Origin of the sequence: Clavibacter sp. A6099, from assembly GCF_021919125.1 — a bacterium.
Classification (GTDB): Bacteria; Actinomycetota; Actinomycetes; order Actinomycetales; family Microbacteriaceae; genus Clavibacter; species Clavibacter seminis.
The window spans coordinates 1,338,440-1,354,375 of the sequence record NZ_CP083439.1 but is presented as its reverse complement, the minus strand read 5'-3'; the positions used below and the strand labels follow the sequence as shown (position 1 = coordinate 1,354,375).

The 15,936-nt window shown below is 75.7% G+C and carries 18 protein-coding genes; 10 read left to right on the top strand and 8 right to left on the bottom strand.

All coding sequences use genetic code 11. The annotated features are described in order from the left end of the window. Positions 1-148 precede the first annotated feature (148 nt). Genes KYT88_RS06445 through KYT88_RS06430 form a run of 4 tightly spaced genes read right to left on the bottom strand, consistent with a single transcriptional unit; the run spans position 149 to position 3,938 of the window. Complete coding sequence (locus KYT88_RS06445; RefSeq protein WP_043587498.1) at positions 149-823, bottom strand: response regulator; 675 nt, start codon at positions 821-823, stop codon at positions 149-151. Beyond that, on the bottom strand, positions 820-2,103 hold the full coding sequence (locus KYT88_RS06440) for a sensor histidine kinase (protein ID WP_237583817.1): 1,284 nt from the start codon (positions 2,101-2,103) through the stop codon (positions 820-822). The genes KYT88_RS06445 and KYT88_RS06440 overlap by 4 nt, the downstream gene beginning before the upstream one ends. Before the next feature lie 39 nt (positions 2,104-2,142). Continuing rightward, the gene (locus KYT88_RS06435) at positions 2,143-3,006 is read right to left on the bottom strand and encodes an ABC transporter permease (protein ID WP_043587502.1); all 864 of its coding nucleotides are present in this window, start codon (positions 3,004-3,006) and stop codon (positions 2,143-2,145) included. Next, on the bottom strand, positions 3,003-3,938 hold the full coding sequence (locus tag KYT88_RS06430; protein WP_043587966.1) for an ABC transporter ATP-binding protein: 936 nt from the start codon (positions 3,936-3,938) through the stop codon (positions 3,003-3,005). Before KYT88_RS06430 ends, KYT88_RS06435 begins: the two co-directional genes overlap by 4 nt. Before the next feature lie 129 nt (positions 3,939-4,067). On the opposite strand from KYT88_RS06430, the gene KYT88_RS06425 reads away from it, so the two are divergent. Continuing rightward, positions 4,068-5,306, top strand: coding sequence for a DUF418 domain-containing protein (locus tag KYT88_RS06425; protein WP_043587504.1), 1,239 nt, complete (start codon positions 4,068-4,070; stop codon positions 5,304-5,306). Here KYT88_RS06425 and KYT88_RS06420 read toward each other — a convergent pair. Continuing rightward, a complete protein-coding gene (locus tag KYT88_RS06420) occupies positions 5,293-6,423 on the bottom strand; it encodes an SDR family oxidoreductase (RefSeq protein WP_043587507.1) in 1,131 nt (376 codons plus the stop codon). The two genes, KYT88_RS06425 and KYT88_RS06420, sit on opposite strands and share 14 nt — an antisense overlap. Positions 6,424-6,489: 66 nt before the next feature. Then, positions 6,490-6,759, bottom strand: coding sequence for a hypothetical protein (locus KYT88_RS06415; RefSeq protein ID WP_043587509.1), 270 nt, complete (start codon positions 6,757-6,759; stop codon positions 6,490-6,492). Between the two features lie 105 nt (positions 6,760-6,864). On the opposite strand from KYT88_RS06415, the gene KYT88_RS06410 reads away from it, so the two are divergent. Continuing rightward, positions 6,865-7,305, top strand: coding sequence for an iron chaperone (locus tag KYT88_RS06410; protein ID WP_043587511.1), 441 nt, complete (start codon positions 6,865-6,867; stop codon positions 7,303-7,305). A gap of 22 nt (positions 7,306-7,327) precedes the next feature. On the opposite strand, the gene KYT88_RS06405 is transcribed toward KYT88_RS06410, so the two are convergent. Further along, positions 7,328-7,681: a VOC family protein gene (locus tag KYT88_RS06405; protein ID WP_043587513.1), complete on the bottom strand. Its 354-nt coding sequence runs from the start codon at positions 7,679-7,681 to the stop codon at positions 7,328-7,330. Positions 7,682-7,804: 123 nt separating this feature from the next. Here KYT88_RS06405 and KYT88_RS06400 point away from each other — a divergent pair, with 123 nt between their 5' ends. From KYT88_RS06400 to KYT88_RS06365, 8 genes are all read left to right on the top strand, one after another. Next, a complete protein-coding gene (locus KYT88_RS06400) occupies positions 7,805-8,569 on the top strand; it encodes an alpha/beta fold hydrolase (RefSeq protein ID WP_237583816.1) in 765 nt (254 codons plus the stop codon). After that, the gene (locus KYT88_RS06395) at positions 8,566-9,036 is read left to right on the top strand and encodes a MarR family winged helix-turn-helix transcriptional regulator (RefSeq protein WP_043587518.1); all 471 of its coding nucleotides are present in this window, start codon (positions 8,566-8,568) and stop codon (positions 9,034-9,036) included. Before KYT88_RS06400 ends, KYT88_RS06395 begins: the two co-directional genes overlap by 4 nt. Positions 9,037-9,212: 176 nt before the next feature. Then, positions 9,213-9,917: an Ltp family lipoprotein gene (locus tag KYT88_RS06390; protein WP_237583815.1), complete on the top strand. Its 705-nt coding sequence runs from the start codon at positions 9,213-9,215 to the stop codon at positions 9,915-9,917. A gap of 128 nt (positions 9,918-10,045) precedes the next feature. Further along, on the top strand, positions 10,046-11,041 hold the full coding sequence (locus tag KYT88_RS06385) for a ring-cleaving dioxygenase (RefSeq protein ID WP_043587520.1): 996 nt from the start codon (positions 10,046-10,048) through the stop codon (positions 11,039-11,041). Then, positions 11,038-11,661: an alpha/beta hydrolase gene (locus tag KYT88_RS06380; RefSeq protein WP_051629392.1), complete on the top strand. Its 624-nt coding sequence runs from the start codon at positions 11,038-11,040 to the stop codon at positions 11,659-11,661. The genes KYT88_RS06385 and KYT88_RS06380 overlap by 4 nt, the downstream gene beginning before the upstream one ends. Positions 11,662-11,735: 74 nt before the next feature. Further along, positions 11,736-13,265, top strand: coding sequence for a cation:proton antiporter (locus tag KYT88_RS06375; RefSeq protein ID WP_043585950.1), 1,530 nt, complete (start codon positions 11,736-11,738; stop codon positions 13,263-13,265). Positions 13,266-13,424: 159 nt separating this feature from the next. Further along, positions 13,425-13,637, top strand: coding sequence for a hypothetical protein (locus KYT88_RS06370; RefSeq protein ID WP_156032200.1), 213 nt, complete (start codon positions 13,425-13,427; stop codon positions 13,635-13,637). 139 nt (positions 13,638-13,776) lie between these two features. After that, positions 13,777-15,267, top strand: coding sequence for a Stk1 family PASTA domain-containing Ser/Thr kinase (locus KYT88_RS06365; protein ID WP_237583814.1), 1,491 nt, complete (start codon positions 13,777-13,779; stop codon positions 15,265-15,267). Here the strand turns inward: KYT88_RS06365 and KYT88_RS06360 are convergent. After that, positions 15,264-15,893, bottom strand: a complete 630-nt coding sequence (locus tag KYT88_RS06360) for a helix-turn-helix domain-containing protein (RefSeq protein WP_043587523.1) — start codon at positions 15,891-15,893, stop codon at positions 15,264-15,266. The genes KYT88_RS06365 and KYT88_RS06360 overlap by 4 nt on opposite strands. Between the last annotated feature and the right edge of the window lie 43 nt (positions 15,894-15,936).

Here is a 15,936-nt window from a genome sequence, read left to right as displayed (position 1 = left end):
GCGGAGCGGCCGGGTCGCGGCGGTCCGTGCGTTTGTCGTCGGTCAGAACTTATCCATTTCCTCGGCCGCCGATACGGCTTCCGGGAGACGTTATCCAAGCGTTACCGCGGGTCGCCCTCGGACGGGGGCGGCAGCGCGGCGGGCGGGCTCAGCCGCGCCCGGGGCCAGCGGCAGCGGGCAGCAGGCCGAGCTCCATCGCGAGCGTGACCGCGCGGGTCCGGTCGCCGACGCCGAGCTTCTCGAACACGTGCAGCAGGTGGGTCTTCACGGTCGCGGGGGTCACGTGCAGCTCCAGGGCGATGCGGGCGTTCGTGCGGCCGGCGGCCACCAGCGCGAGCACCTCGGTCTCGCGCGGGCTGAGGGTCGGCGTCGGGCCGGCGGGCTCTGCGGCGGGGCGCGCCACCTGCCGGACCAGCGCGGCGGCGATCGCGGGCGCGAGGGCGACCTCGCCGCGGGCCACCGCCCGGACGCCTGCGAGGATCTCCTCCTCGGGCGCCGCCTTCAGCAGGTAGCCGCTCGCGCCCGCCTCGATGGCGGTGAGGATGCTCGCGTCGGTCTCGTAGGTGGTCAGCACGAGGACGCGGACGTCCGGCGCCTCCTCGCGGATCCGCGCGGTCGCGCCGACGCCGTCGAGGCCGGGCATGCGGAGGTCCATGAGGACCACGTCGGGGCGCTCGGCGAGGGCCAGCGCGACCGCCGCCTCGCCGTCGGCCGCCTGCCCGACCACGTCGATGTCGTCGGCGGAGGCGAGGAGCGCGGCGAGCCCGGCGCGGACGACGGGGTGGTCGTCGACGACCACGACGCGGATGGGCGCGGGCGTCATGCGCGGGCCCGCGCGGGGGTCGGGGCGGGCGTCGGGTCGGGCGTCGGGTCGGCGCCGGCCGGATCGGCTCCGGCCGGATCGGCGTGGGCCGCCGCGGCTGCCGCGTGCGCGGGGATGCGCGCCGTGAGCCGGGTGCCGTCGGGGCCGCTCGCGACGTCGAGGCGCCCGCCGGCCGCGGCGAGCCGACGCCGCATGCCGTCGAGGCCGTAGCCGCCGGACGCGCGGGCCGGGTCGAACCCGCCGCCGTCGTCGCGGATCACGAGCACGACGTCCCCGGCGTCGCGGTCGAGGACGAGCTCCACGGCGGACGCGCCCGCGTGGCGGCGCACGTTCGCGAGCCCCTCCTGGGCGCAGCGGAGGAGGACGACCTCGGCGTCGCGGTCGACGGATCCGACGCCCGGGTCGGCGCGCACGTCGACCGGGATGCCCGCCTCGCGTGCCAGGCGCGCGCCCAGCCGCGCGAGCGCGGCGCCCAGGCCGTCCGTGAGCTCCATGGGCGCCGTGGCCGCGACGATCGCGCGGGTCTGCGTCAGCGCATCCCGCGCGCCCTCCTCGAGCTGGGCGAGGGTCGCGTCCATCGCGTCCGTCTCGCCGCCGCGGAGCTCCCGCCGGCCGCGCTGGGCGAGCATGACGAGGCCGGTGAGGTCCTGCGCGACGGTGTCGTGGATGTCCGCGGACAGCCGCTCCCGCTCGCGGGCGGCTCCCGCCTCGCGGCCGAGCTCCTCGACCTGCGCCTGGGCCGTGCGGAGCCCCTCTAGCAGGTGCAGGCGCTCGTGGCTGAGGTCGGCGATGCGCGTGATCCAGAGCCCGAGCGCGATGCTCCCGCCGAGGCTCAGCCCCTGCGACACCGCCATGGTCGGAATCGCGCCGGGCAGGTCGCCGAAGCTGATCACGAACCCCACGGCGACGGATCCGGTGAGCGCGAGGGTCCCGATCACCGCATCGCGCACGCGGTCCAGCAGCAGCCAGACGAGCGGGCACAGCACGCACTGCACGATGGCGAACGACGACAGGCTCGCGACGCCCCAGGTGGCCGCCGGGATGACGAGCGCGAGGAAGACGAGCGCGGACGGCAGCGGCGGCACGGGCTCGGCCTTCGCCGCCGTCGCCGCCGCGGAGGCCTCGAGCGCGCGGCGGCCCACCAGCAGGTAGAGGGCGGACATCGCCGCGATCGCCGCCCACGCGCCCCAGCCCGCGTCGCGCCCGGCGCCGATCGTCAGCACGACCAGCAGCGCCATCGTCACCGCGAAGCCGACGTGGACGGTGCGGGTCGGGATCATGCCCTGAGCCTGCCATCCCGCTCCGTGGTCGCGCACCGCTCAGGAGTCCCGGCGGATCCAGCGGAAGGTGGCGACCGCGGCGATCGTGCCGCCCACCAGCCAGATCGCGAGGACCACCGCGACGCCCGCGAGGTCCCACGTGCCGCCGCGCTCCACGGATGCGAGCGCGTCCGGCAGGAACACGGCGCGCATGCCCTGGGCCATCCACTTCAAGGGCAGGAAGGCCGCGACGTCCTGCAGCCAGGTCGGCAGCATCGTGAAGGTCAGGTAGACCCCGCTGATGAACTGCAGCACGAGCACGATCGGCGTGATGACCGCCGTGGCCGACGCGCCGGAGCGCGGGATGCGGCTGAGCGCGATCCCGAGCACGGCCGACGACGTGATCCCGAGCGCGTACACCCACGCGAACGTGGCCCAGCGTCCGGCGTCGGTCGGCAGCTCCACGTCGAACGCGAACCGCGCGACGAGCAGGAGCACGACCATCTGGAGCAGGGAGGTGACGATCACCTGGCCGCCCTTGCCGATGAAGTACGAGAGCACGGGCAGCGGGGATCCGGCGAGCCGCTTGAGCGTGCCGTCGCTGCGCTCCATCGCGATGTCGACCGCGAGGTTCTGCACGCCCGAGAGGAGGATGCCCGCCGCGATCATGCCGGGCAGGTAGTAGGCCGCGGCGCTGACGCCGCCCGACCCGTCGGGCGCCGTGCCGAGGTTGCCGGACGAGCCGAAGGCGACCGAGAAGATCGACAGCATGATGACCGGGAAGAGGAACGTGAAGATGATCGTGTCGGTCTGCCGGAAGTAGCGGCGCACCTCGTAGCGGACCCGGTGGATCCCGAGGGGCAGGACGCCGGGCAGGGCGGGGGCGCGGTCGGCGACGGGGCGCACCGGGCTGGCGGCGGTCATGCCGCCACCTCCTCGGTGGTGGCCGCGGCGGCGGGCGTCGCAGCGGTGGGTGCGGACGCGACGGCCGGCGCGGCGCCGGCCTCCGCGAGCAGCCCGAGGTACACGTCCTCGAGGCTCGGCCGCATGATCCGCAGGTCGCGGGGCTCGCCGCCGGGCGTCGCCTCGGACAGGCGGGACACGAACGCGCCGGGGGTCCGGGTGCGCTCGTCGTGGGATCCGTCGTCGTCGCGCCACAGCACCCGCGGGATCCGCGCCTCCTCTCCCCCGATCTCGTCGAGCCGGCCGATCGCGACCAGGCTCCCGCCCGCGATCACCGCGGCCCGGTCGCCCAGCTGCGCGGCCTCGTCGAGGTAGTGCGTGGTGAGGAGGATGGTCGTGCCCTCCGCCTTGAGCTCGCGGATGAGGTCCCAGAACCGGTGCCGGGCCTCGGGGTCGAAGCCCGTGGTCGGCTCGTCGAGGAAGAGCAGCTCGGGGCGCCCGATGATCCCGAGGGCCACGTCGACCCGGCGGCGCTGGCCGCCGGAGAGCGCGCGCAGCAGCGTGCCGGCCTTCTCGGTGAGGCCGACGGCCTCGATGGTCGCGTCGACGTCGCGGGGCCGCGGGTACATCCGGGCGAAGTGCGCGACCTGCTCTCGCACGGTCATCGCGCCGCTCTCGGAGCTCGACTGGAGCACCATGCCGATGCGGGCGCGCCAGGCGCGGTCGCCCGTCGCGGGGTCGACGCCAAGGACGGACGCGGATCCGCCCGTGCGGAGCCGGTACCCCTCGAGGATCTCGATGGTCGTGGACTTGCCCGCGCCGTTGGGCCCGAGGAGCGCGAACGTCTCGCCGCGGTGGATGTCGAAGGTGACGCCCCGGAGGGCGGTGGTCGTGCCGTAGGTCTTCTCGAGGTCGCGCACGCTCACGTGCTCCTCGACGGCTGCTGTGGTCATGGGTCCAGCCTCGCGCGCGCCGGGCGGGAGCGGAACGGCCGAGCGGTCGATCCGCGGCATCGGCCGATCGGTGGATGCGGGCGTCGACGCGCGGTGGCGGGCAGATCACCTGGCGGGCAGGCTGGACGGGTGACCCCGCTCCCCGGATCCCCCGCGCCCGCCGCCCACGCCGGCCCGACGTCCGCAGCGGAGCGCAGCCTCGCGCCCGACCTCCTCCGCGGGATCGCGCTGCTCGGCATCGCGCTGGCCAACTCCGTCTACTTCATCGTCGGCCGCCCGACGGGCCCGCTCGGCCGCCCCACGGACGGCACGGCGCTCGACCACGTCGCCGACGTGCTCGTGGGCACGCTCGTCGACAACCGCGCGTTCCCGCTCTTCACGATGCTCTTCGCCTACGGCTTCGCGGTGATCCTGCGCCGCCAGGCCGCCGCGGGCGTCGACGGACCGCGCGCCCGCGCGCTGCTCCTCCGCCGGAGCCTGTGGCTCATGGCGTTCGGGGCGCTGCACGTGGTGCTGCTGTTCGAGGGCGACATCCTGCTGTCGTACGGGATCCTCGGGCTCGCCCTCGCCGCCCTGTACCGCGCGAGCGACCGCGTGTTCCGGGTGCTCGTGTGGGCGCCCGCGATCGTGTTCCTCGTCGTCGCCGGGGCGGACGGCCTCACGGGCGACGACGGATCCGGCTCCCTGTTCGGCGGCGACGGCACCTTCCTCGGTGACCTCGCGAGCCGCGCTGTCACGCTCACGGCGCTCGTCGTCACGACGCCCGTGACGGTCGGCGCGCTCGTCCCGCTCGCCGCGATCGGGATGCTGCTCGGCCGCCGCCGCGTGCTCGAGGACCCGGCCGCGTACGTCCCGCTGCTGCGCGGGCTGGCGCTCGTGGGGATGCCCGTCAGCGTGCTCGGCGCGCTCCCGCTCGTGCTCGCGACCGTCGGCGCGATCGACGCGGATCCCGTGGCGCTCTACCTGCTCGGCGTGCTGCACGGCGCGACCGGGGTGGGCGGCGCGCTCGGGCTGCTCGGCCTCGTCGGCTGGTCGGTGGCTGCGCGGGCCCGCCGCGGGGATCCGAAGCCCGGCCCGGTGATCCGCGCGCTCGTCGCCGTGGGCCGCCGCTCGATGACGTGCTACCTGCTCCAGTCGGTGCTCTTCGCGATCCTGCTGGAGCCGTGGTCGCTCGGCCTCGGCGGCGGCGCGGGGACCGCCCGCATCGCGCTGATCGCGATCGGAGTGTGGCTCGTCACGGTCGCGGCGGCCGTGGCGCTGGAGCACGCCGGACGCGCGGGTCCCGCCGAGTGGGCGATCCGCCGCCTGGCGTACGGGCGCCCGGCCTCGGGACCGGGTACGCCCGCGCAGCCCGTCAGCGCGGGATGAGCCCCTCGGCGCGGTAGCGGTCGAACAGCCCGAGGAAGCTGTCCAGCGTGCGGTGATGCGCGTGGAACCCGGCGAGCCGGCTCTTGCTGATGTCAGTGACGACCTCGATGTCGCGACCGAGGTCCGCGTCCGTGTGCCACCACGACGCGATGCGGTTCACATCCGACTCCGCGAGCCCGGCCTCGCGCGCGATGCGGGCCCACTCGTCCTCGTAGCCGGCCATCTGCTGCTCGAGCGGACGCGGCGCGTCCTGGAAGCCGACCGGCTCGACGCCGAAGTACGCGGCGAGACGCGGCCACATCCAGCGCCAGCGGAAGACGTCGCCGTTGACGACGTTGAACGCCTCGTCGCGGCCCGCCTCGTGGGTGGAGGCCCAGATCATCTGGTCGGCGAGCACGGTCGCGTCGGTGACGTCGGTGAGGCCGGACCACTGGGTCGCGCTGCCCGGGAAGACGAAGGGCAGGCCGAGGTCGCGGCAGACGGATCCGTAGACCGCGAGGGTCAGCCCCATGTTCATCTGGTTGCCGACCGCGTGCCCGATGACCGTGTGCGAGCGGTGCACCGACCACGCGAAGCCCTGGCGCGCGGCCGCGGCGAAGAGCTCGTCCTCCTGCGCGTAGTAGAAGTTCGGGGCCTCGAGGCGCTCCTCCTCCTCGTGGAAGGGGGTGTCGGGCATCGTGCCCTGCCCGTACGCCTCGAACGGGCCGAGGTAGTGCTTGAGGCCGGTGACGAGCGCGGCGTGCTCGACGGGCGCGCCGTCGAGGGCGGCCAGGAGGTCGCGCACCATCCCGCCGTTGACGTCGATGTTCTCCTGCTCGGTGGCCTGGCGCGACCACGCCGTGAAGAACACGTGGGTCGGCTGCTCGCCGGAGAGCGCGCGGCGGAGGTCGGCGGCGGAGCGGAGGTCGGCGCTGATCCAGCGGACGCCCGGGCGGTCGGCGCCGGCGCGGCGGCTGAGCGCGAGCACGTCCCAGCCCTCGGCGGTGAGCTGGTCGACCAGGGCGGATCCGCTGATCCCGGTCGCGCCGACGACGAGGGCCGTGCGGCCGGATCCGTCGGAGCGCGGGGACGCGGCGGGGGCGGACGTGCGGGCGGGGGTCACTCGGTTCTCGGTCATCCCCTGCCCCAACGGCGAGGAGCCGCCCGGGCATTCCGGGCGGCTCCTCGCGGGCGTGTCGGTGGATCAGGCGGGGTGCGGCCCGTCGACCTCGGCGTCGGCCTCGCGGTCGACGCCGTCGCGGCCGGTGGAGGTGGCCTGCGTCGCGGCGGGATCCGCGGGTCCGTCGCCGAGGCCCGCGTCGGCGGTGCGGCGCTCGAGGTCCGCCGCCATCGCCTCGGATCCGCTGTCGCGGTGGTCGTACGCGACCTGCTCGGCGAGCCCGGCGCGCTTCTCGTCCGCGGTGGCCTCGCCGGCGCCGTCCATGATGGGCTGGTCCTGCTCGTGGGTGCTCATGGTGCGACGCTACGCCGTCCGGCCGGGGTGCAGATCCGCGGCGCGCTTGTCGGCTCCCCCGGCGCCTGTCACGCTCCAGGCACACCACCACGCGAGGGAGCGGACATGACGGACAGCGGATTCTCCAAGGACGAGCGCGACGCGATGAAGCAGCGCGCCCGCGAGCTGCGCGAGGAGGCCAAGCTGCAGAAGGCCGCCGACAAGCAGGCCGCCGCGCTGCAGGGCGTGCTCGACGCGTTCGCCGCGATGCCGCCCGAGGAGCGCGCGATCGCCGAGTGGCTGCACGGCATCGTGCTCGAGCACGCGCCCGACCTGGCGCCCAAGACCTGGTACGGCTTCCCGGCCTACGCGGACGCCGACGGCAAGCCCGTCGTGTTCTTCCAGCCGGGCTCGAAGTTCGGCACGCGGTACTCGACGCTCGGCTTCCAGGATCCGGCGCAGCTCGACGAGGGCACCATGTGGCCGACCTCGTACGCGCTGACCGCGGTGGATCCCGCGAACGAGGAGCGCGTGGCGGAGCTGGTGCGGCGGGCCGTCGGCGGCTGAGCGCGCCGCGGCGGGACTGCCGTCAGCTCGGCTCCCACAGCTCTATCCGGGAGCCCTCGGGATCCGTCACCCAGGAGAAGCGTCCGACGCCGGGCATGTCCTCGATGCCGGGCGCGACCTCCGCGCCGGCCGCGGCGAGGCGCGCGACGAGGCCCTCCAGGTCGCTCACGCGGAGGTCCAGCATCAGCCGCTGGTCCGGCGCCCCCGACGGCGGCGCCGTGCGCGCCGCGGCCGCGACGACGGTGGGGCCCGCCTCCTGCTGCCACACGCCCTCAGCGTCGAGGTCGAGCCCGAGGACGTCCCGGTACCACGCGGCGAGCGCGACGGGGTCGTACGCGCGGAAGAGCAGACCGCCGATGCCGAGGATGCGTCCCATGCGCTCATGCTGGCCCGCGCCGATCCGCGGCGGAAGGCCACGCGCACGTGCTCCCCGATCCGTCCCCCGGGCGAGGACGGAGCCCGGCTCGACCGGCCCGCGATCCATCCGTAGACTCATGCCATGTCATCTATCGACGTGTCATCGGTTCTCCCCGCTCTCGTCGGCGTGCCCTGCTTCTCGGGAGCGCCGTGGGACTTCGGTCCCCTGCGGGCGCTGGCCGCGTACCCGCTCCGCACCCTCGCCCTGCCCGACGACGCGCGCTCGGTCGAGGAGGCGGCCGACGCCGTCGAGGACTTGGTGCGCGACCTCCCGCGGTACGTGCTCGTGGGCGACTCCTTCGGCGCGGTCGTGAGCCTGGCGCTGGCGCTCCGTCGCCCGGCGGGACTCGCCGGGCTCGTGCTCTCGGGCGGCTTCGCGGCGGATCCGACGCCCGCGTGGAAGACGCGGGCCGCCTCCCTCGCCCGGCACGTCCCGCGCGCTCTCTACGAACAGGGCGTGCTCCGCTTCCACGCGGCGCAGCTCGCGTCGCGCTTCGACGCGGACGCCCCCACCCCGCTGACGCGCCGCGACTACCGGGAGCTGTTCCGCGTCCACACGCCCGCCGACGCCTACGCGAACCGGGTCGGCGCGGTCGTCGGGTTCGACGTCCGCGCGCGTCTGCACCGGGTCGACGTGCCGACGCTGCTCCTCACGCCGGAGGACGACCAGCCCGTCGGCCCGGCCGCGGCCGCCGCGCTCCGCGACGGGCTGCCGCACGCCCGCGAGCTGGTGATCCCCGGCACGGGCCACATGCTCCGCTTCACGCATCCCGACGAGTACGCGGATGCCGTGGACGGGTTCGTGCGGACCGAGGTCGGGATCAGCATGGCGGCGGGCGCCGCGTGAGCCCGGCCGAGGAGCTCCGCTACCTGATCCTCGGGGCGCAGCGCGAGGGCGCCCGCGCGTACGCGTCGGCGCTCGCACCCACCGGCCTGACGCCCGCGCAGGCGGAGGCCGTGGTCGTGCTGGCCGAGGCGCCCGGGATCAGCCTGGTCGGCCTCGGCGCCCGGCTCGTCTGCGAGACCGGGTCGCCCAGCCGACTCGTCGACGCGCTCGTGCGGCAGGGCCTCGTGCACCGCGACCCGGATCCGCGCAGCCGACGCAGCGTCGTCCTCCGCCTCACCGCGGAGGGGTCGCGCCGGGTGGCGGACGTGCGCGCCGCCGAGGCAGCGGTGCACGACGCGATCACGGACTCGCTCGACGACGACGCGATGCAGGGCGCGATCACGGCCCTCCGCCGCCTCCTCGACCGGCGGCCGACCCTCGACGCCCTGACGCTGCGGCGCGAGGATCGCGCGTCCCCGCGCCGCTGAGGCGCACCCGCGAAGTGGGGGTGCGCCAGTCGGCCGATCGAGCCGGAGGGAGCCCTCCGCGCTGCGAGGCTTCCGGCATGACCTCACCCGAGCAGCCGGGACACCCGTCCCCGGACCCGCACCAGCCGCCGCCTCCCAGCCCCTATGGCCCGCCGGCACCAGCCGGCACGACCACCATGACCCCTCCGCCGCCCTACGGCGTCACGCCGAAGGGCCTCGCCATCGCCGCCCTGGTGGTCGGCATCGTCGCGTTCCTCTCCGGTCTCGCGCCCGTGGTGGGGCTCATCATCGGTGCCGCAGCGGTCGTGCTCGGGATCCTCGCTCTCCGCCGGGGCCAGAGCAAGGGCATGGCGATCACCGGCCTGTCGCTCGGCGCCGTGGCGGCTGTCACGTCGCTGATCGTCACGATCGTGTTCGCGGCCGCCTTCAGCACCACGAGCACGTCCACGGGCACCGCCGAGGTCGTCGAGTCGTCCGCCGAGGCGGAGGCTCTGCCCACCCCGACGCCCGAGGTGACCGAGCCCGTCGCCGAAGAGTCGACCGCAGCCGCCGCCGAGCCCGCAGCGCCCGCCGTCCCGGCCGAGAGCGCGACCGCGCTCATCAAGGCCGAGACGTACGCCAACGGCCTCGACATGAGCAAGGCCGCCCTCTACGACCAGCTCACGAGCGAGTACGGCGAGAAGTTCACGCCGGAGGCCGCGCAGTACGCGGTCGACAACGTGCAGGCCGATTGGAACGCGAACGCGCTCGGCAAGGCGAGGACCTACCGCGAGATGGCGGCCATGTCGCCCGCCGCGATCCGCGACCAGCTCACGAGCGAGTACGGCGAGAGGTTCACCGCGGAGGAAGCGGACTACGCCATCGCGCACCTCGACGACTGACGCGTGATCGCGCAGGAGGGGAGGCGGCGGCGGCGCCACCTCCCCTCCCTCGTCTCCGCGGGAATGATCCGCCTTCCCATGCGTTTGCATGGACATGGCCCGACCGGGCCGCGCGTAAGGAGCGCCTCATGACCGCCAGCACCCAGGGACTGCACCACGTCACCGCCATCGGCGGCGACCCGCAGCGAAACGTCGACTTCTACGTGCGCGCGATGGGCCTCCGGCTCGTCAAGCGCACCGTCAACTTCGACAGTCCCGGCAGCTACCACCTGTACTACGGCGACACCGAGGGCCGGCCCGGATCCCTCCTCACCTTCTTCCCGTGGAAGGGCGTGCCCGCGGGCCGCGTCGGCGCGGGCCAGTCCACGACGACCGCGTTCTCCGTGCCCGCGGGGAGCCTCGGCTGGTGGGCCGAGCACCTGCGCCAGGTCGGCGTCGCCTCGTCGATCTCGTCGACCGGATCCGAGGAGGAGCGCCTCTCGCTCCGGGACCCCGACGGGCTGCAGATCGACCTCGTGGCCTCTTCCGTCGACGACCCGCGCGCGCCGTGGGACTCGGCCGACGTCCCCGCGGAGCACGCGATCCGCGGCCAGCACTCCTCGGTGCTCACCGTGCGGGATCCCGCCGGCACGGCGTCCGTCCTCACCGACGACCTCGGGCTCCGACTCGTGGACGAGCGCGACGGCCGCTTCCGCTTCGCCGCGGGTGACGGCGGGCCCGGCGCGATCGTCGACCTCGTCGCCGACCCCGGCGCGCAGCAGGGCCTCACCGCGGGCGGCACCGTGCACCACGTGGCGTTCCGCGTGCCCGGACGCGTCGAGCAGCAGGCGTGGCGCGACGAGCTGGTGGATCGCGGGCACCAGGTCACGCAGATCCTCGACCGGCAGTACTTCACCTCCATCTACTTCCGCGAGCCCGGCGGCGTGCTGTTCGAGATCGCGACGGACACCCCCGGTTTCGACATCGACGAGCCGCTGCTCGAGCTCGGCCGCAGCCTCCGCCTCCCGCCGTGGCTCGAGCCCCGCCGTGCCGACATCGAGGCCGCGGTGCCGCCGCTGCGCCTGCCCGACGAGGAGCCCGTGCCGGCCGATGAGCCCGTGCCGGCCGACGGATCCGCCGCGTGAGCGCGCTCCTCGACGCGACGCCCCACGTGTTCCAGCCGGGCGCCGACACCGGCCCCGTGATCCTCGGCCTCCACGGCACGGGCGCCGACGAGCGGCAGGGCCTCGAGCTCGCCCGGCTCGTGGCGCCCGGGCAGCCCGTGCTCGCTCCGCGCGGGAGCGTGCGCGAGGGATCCGCCGCCCGCTGGTTCCGCCGCCATGCTGAGGGCGTCTTCGACGTGGACGACGTGATCGCCCGCGCGGCCGATCTCGCCGACCTGGTCGCAGAGGCCCGGTCGGCCTACGCTCTCGACGAGCGCGTGATCCTCGCGGTCGGATTCTCGAACGGGGCGAACATGGCGCTGGCCACCACGCTGCTGCACCCGGCCGCGCTGCCCGAGACCATCGCCTTCTCCGCGCGCTGGCCCCTCGGCGACCGGGCGCCGGCCGCCGACCTGGCCGGCACGCGGATCACGCTCCTCAACGGCGACGCCGACGCCATGGCGCCGCTCGCCGACGTGGAGCGGACCGTGCGGGAGGCCGTCGCCCGCGGTGCCGACGCGACCTCCCACGTGCGACCGGGCGGGCACGGGCTCGACGCGCGCGACCTCGACGCGGCCCGCGCGCGGATCCGCATCGGCTGACCGCGCCAGGCCGGCCCCGTCCCCGACCCGCCCGCCGTCCCGCCCGCCCACCCGCCCTCGACCGGAAGCCGCGCATGCCCGAGATCATCGCCTGGGTCGTCTCCTTCGTCGTCGTGACGGTCACGGTCTCCGGCCTCGCCGGGCGCGTGGGCTGGTCGGCGCCCGTCGCGCTGGTCGCGGTCGGGGCCGCGCTGTCGTTCGTGCCGGGGGTGCCGCAGATCGAGATCGAGCCGGACGCGGTGCTCTACGGGCTGCTGCCGCCCCTGCTCTTCGCGGCCGCGATCCGCACGCCGCTCGCCGACATCCGCGCCCGGCGCGACAGCATCGTCGTGCTCTCCGTGGGCGTCGTCGTGTTCACGCTGCTCGCGTTCGGGCTGGCGCTGTGGGCGCTCGTGCCGGCGGTCGGCCTCGCGGCGGCGCTCGCGCTCGGCGCCGTCGTCGCGCCGACGGACGCGGTCGCGGTCTCGGCCGTCGCGGGGCGCGTGAGGCTCCCCCGGCGCGTGATGTCGATCCTGGAGACCGAGAGCCTCCTCAACGACGCCACCGCCCTGGTCGCGCTCAACACGGCCATCGCCGCGATCGTCGGCATCGTGCACCCGGTCGACGTCGCGGGCGGCTTCCTCGTCGCCGTGCTGGTGGGCGTCGCCATCGGCCTCGCGGTCGCGTTCCTCTTCTCCGCGGTGCGGCGGTTCCTGCGGTCCGCCGTGCTCGACACGAGCCTGTCGCTGGCGATCCCCTACGTCGCCTTCATCCCGGCGCAGGAGCTCGGCGGATCCGGCGTGCTCGCGGTGGTCGCGGCGGGGCTCGTGCTCGGCTACCGCTCGCCGCTCATCCAGTCGCCCGAGGCGCGCATCGCCGAGTCGGTGAACTGGCGCACGATCCAGTTCCTGCTCGAGAACGCGGTGTTCCTCCTCATCGGGCTGAGCCTCGCCGGCATCGTGCGGGGGCTGCCCGAGTCGAGCCTCGACGGGTGGCGGATCGCCGGGCTGTCGATCCTGCTGCTCGGGGTGCTCGCCGCGGCGCGCTTCGCCTCGGTGGCGCTCGCGAAGGTCCTGTTCGACCACGGTCCCGCGCGCCTTCGAGCGCGCACCTGGAGCTGGCGGACCGTCACGGCCGTGTCATCCGCCGGCGTCCGCGGGGTGGTGACGCTCGCCGCCGCGTTCCTCCTGCCCGAGGAGACGCCGGAGCGCGAGCTGCTGCAGTTCCTCGCCTTCGTGATGGTGGCGGGGACGCTCGTGGGCGGGCTCGCGCTCCCCGCGATCATCCGCCGTCTCCGGCTCGGGCACTCCGCCGACGACCAGGAACGCTCCGACCGCGACCGGCTGCTCGACGAGGCCCGCGAGGCCGGGCTGGCGGCGCGCGCCGTGGCGATGCGCGAGGACGGGACCCGCGACGGACCGGGTGACGATGCGCTGCCGGAGACCACGACCGACCGCCTCGCGCACGACCGCGTACGGCGCCGCATGATCGACGCCGAGCGGGACGCCGTGCTGACCGCCCGGCGGGAGGGGCGGTACCCGGAGATCGCCGTGCGGGCGGTGCTCGGGATGATCGACGCCGAGGACGTGGCCCTCGGCCGACGCGAGGCGGACGACACCCGCTGAGCGGCACCCGCCGGAGCGGGTCGCGCGATCGGGCGGGCCCCGCGTCTCCCCCCTCGGGACGAGGCGGGCGGGCCGCCAGGAGGACGCGCGCGCACGGCGGGTCCGCGAGCCTGGGTGCACCGCCCGCCCGGGCGGTGAGATCAGGAGGATCCCGTGCCCGTGTCCGTCTCCCCCAGCATCGCCCGCGCCGCCACGCCGACCCCGGCCGCCGCGCCCAGCCCGCTCCCCGGCGATCCCGTGTGCGTGGCCTTCGCGGGCAGCGCCGGCGGCTTCCGCCACGCCGGCACGCGCAGCCTCGAGATCGACCTCGCGCCGCTCCTCGCCGCGGCGCGCGCCACCGCCCCGGTCGCCGACGCGTCGCTCGCCGCCTGACCGCTCGTGCCGCGCCCCTGATTGGGGGTGCCGCTTGCCGCCCGACGACGCGCCCGGGCTACCCGGCCGGCCCGAGCGCCGCCTAACCTGGGCGGAAGAGCAGTTCCCCCACCTGGGGAACGCTCTCCTGAGGAGCACCATGTCGTCGACCCCGCCGCCCGCCTCCCCGACGTCGGTCACCCCGTCGTCCGACGAGCCCGGCTGGTTCGGCGACGGCGAGGGCAACCAGCGCTTCTGGGACGGCGCCCGCTGGACGGAGCTCGTCTCCGGCCGTCGCGTGTTCCCGGGCCGCGCGTCGTCGACGCCCGAGCCCAAGCTGATCACCGAGTCGCCGCTGCCCGAGGGCTACGCGCCCGGGTCCGCGCCGCTCGCGCCGCCCGTCGGATCCGCCGTCGACGCCTCGGTGGACGCCGGGCCCGCAGGCGCTCCGCTAGCGCCGCCCACGGGAGCGCCCGTCGCGCCGCCCGCGGGGTACCCGATGGCACCTCCGACCGGTGCGCCCGTCGGCCCTCCCGCAGGTCTGCCCGTGGCCCCGCCGACCGGTGCGCCCCTCGGCGCCCCCGCTCCGCGCACTTCCTCCGTGGCCGGCAGCTTCGCGCCGCCGCGTCCGGCCACGAGCGCCGCGTCCGCCCCGACCCCGCGCGCCGCCGGCACGGCGCCCGCGCTGCGCGGCCGCAGCACCTGGCCGTGGGCCGCGCTCGCGGTCGCCGCGGTGCTCGTGGTCGCCGCAGCCGTCATCGCCGGGATCCCCGGACTCCTCATCGCGCTCGGCGTGGTCGCCCTGGTCGCGGGGCTCATCCCGCTGATCCGCAGCGGCGCCGCCTGGATCCCCGGCGTCCGCACGCGCGCCACCGGCGGCGTCGCGGCCGGCGTCGCCCTCGTCCTGATCGCGGGCGGCGCGGTCGCGGCCACGCTCCCCACGCCGAGCGACGACGTCGCCGATCCCGACACCATCGAGATCTCCGACTCCCGCCCGGTGCCGGACGCGACGGACCCCGCCAACCCGCTCCCGATCTCCGCGGACGGCCTGGTCGAGATGGTCGACGTGACCCGCATGACCGGGGCCGACGCCGGCGACACGCTCGCCGCGTCCGGCTTCGGCATCGCGTTCGCGGGCGCGGGCGGCGGCGCGTTCGTGCGTCAGGACGTCGGCATCGTCGCGAGCCAGGACCCGGCGGCCGGCACGCGCGTCGCGCCCGGCACGGTCGTGACCCTCACGCTCGCCACCGCGGCTCCCGAGCGCATCGCGCTCCCCGTCGTGCCGAAGGCGCCGAACATCCCGTCGCGTCCCGGCACGCGGCCGGGCACGGGGACGTTCACCCCGGGCACCGGCGGCGGCAACAGCGGTGGCGGCGGCACGGATCCCGGAACGCCGTCGAACCCCGGCACCGGCGGCGGCTCGCCCTCGAACCCGGACCCGACCACCCCGGCGGACCCCGATCCCCAGCCCCAGCCGACGACGGACCCGCCCACGGTGCCGACGCCCGACCCCACGACGCCCACGCCCGTGGATCCCGAGCCGTCGCCCGAGCCCCCAGTCGAGAGCCCGGAGCCGACGACGCCGCCCGCGCCGCCGGAGCCCGAGACCCCGGTCGAGCCCGTGCCCGAGACGCCGCCGGCCGAGGGCTAGCCCTCCCTCGGGTCGCCTCCCGCGTGCGCCTCGTGCGCGGCGGCACCCGTCCCCGTGGTCCGCAGGTGCGCCCGCTGGCCGTCGCGGTCGAGGATCGTCAGGATCTCGACGACGCCGCGGTGCGCGCCGATGGCGTGCGGCACCATGGTCGAGAACTCGGCCGCGTCGCCCGCCTCGACCAGGATCGTCCGCTCCCCCAGCTGGAGCCTGGCCGTGCCCGAGAGCACCGTGAACCAGTCGCGTCCCGGGTGCACGCCGAGCTGGTCCACCGGGACGGGCCGCGTCGGCGTCATGCGCATCTTCGCGACGAACGGGCCCGATCCGCTGCCCCCGCCGCGCGAGAGGATCCACGTCGTGCGTCCCGCCTGCGCGTCCTCCTGCGGGCGGATCACGACGTCGGCGTCGTCGCCCGACTCCATGAGCGCGTCGAGCGACGTCTCGAGGGCCCGGGCGATGGGCACGAGCTGGTCGAGCGCGATGCGCCGGTGACCGGTCTCGATGCGGCTGAGCGTCGACGGACTCAGGAAGCACCGTGCGGCGAGCACGTCGAGCGACCAGCCGCGGGCCTCGCGGAGGCTCCGGATGCGCTGGCGGACGAGGGCGTCGAGATCGGGCTCTTGCGTCATGAGCAAGATCGTATGCGCGTACGGCAGGAGCGCGCCAGCCTGG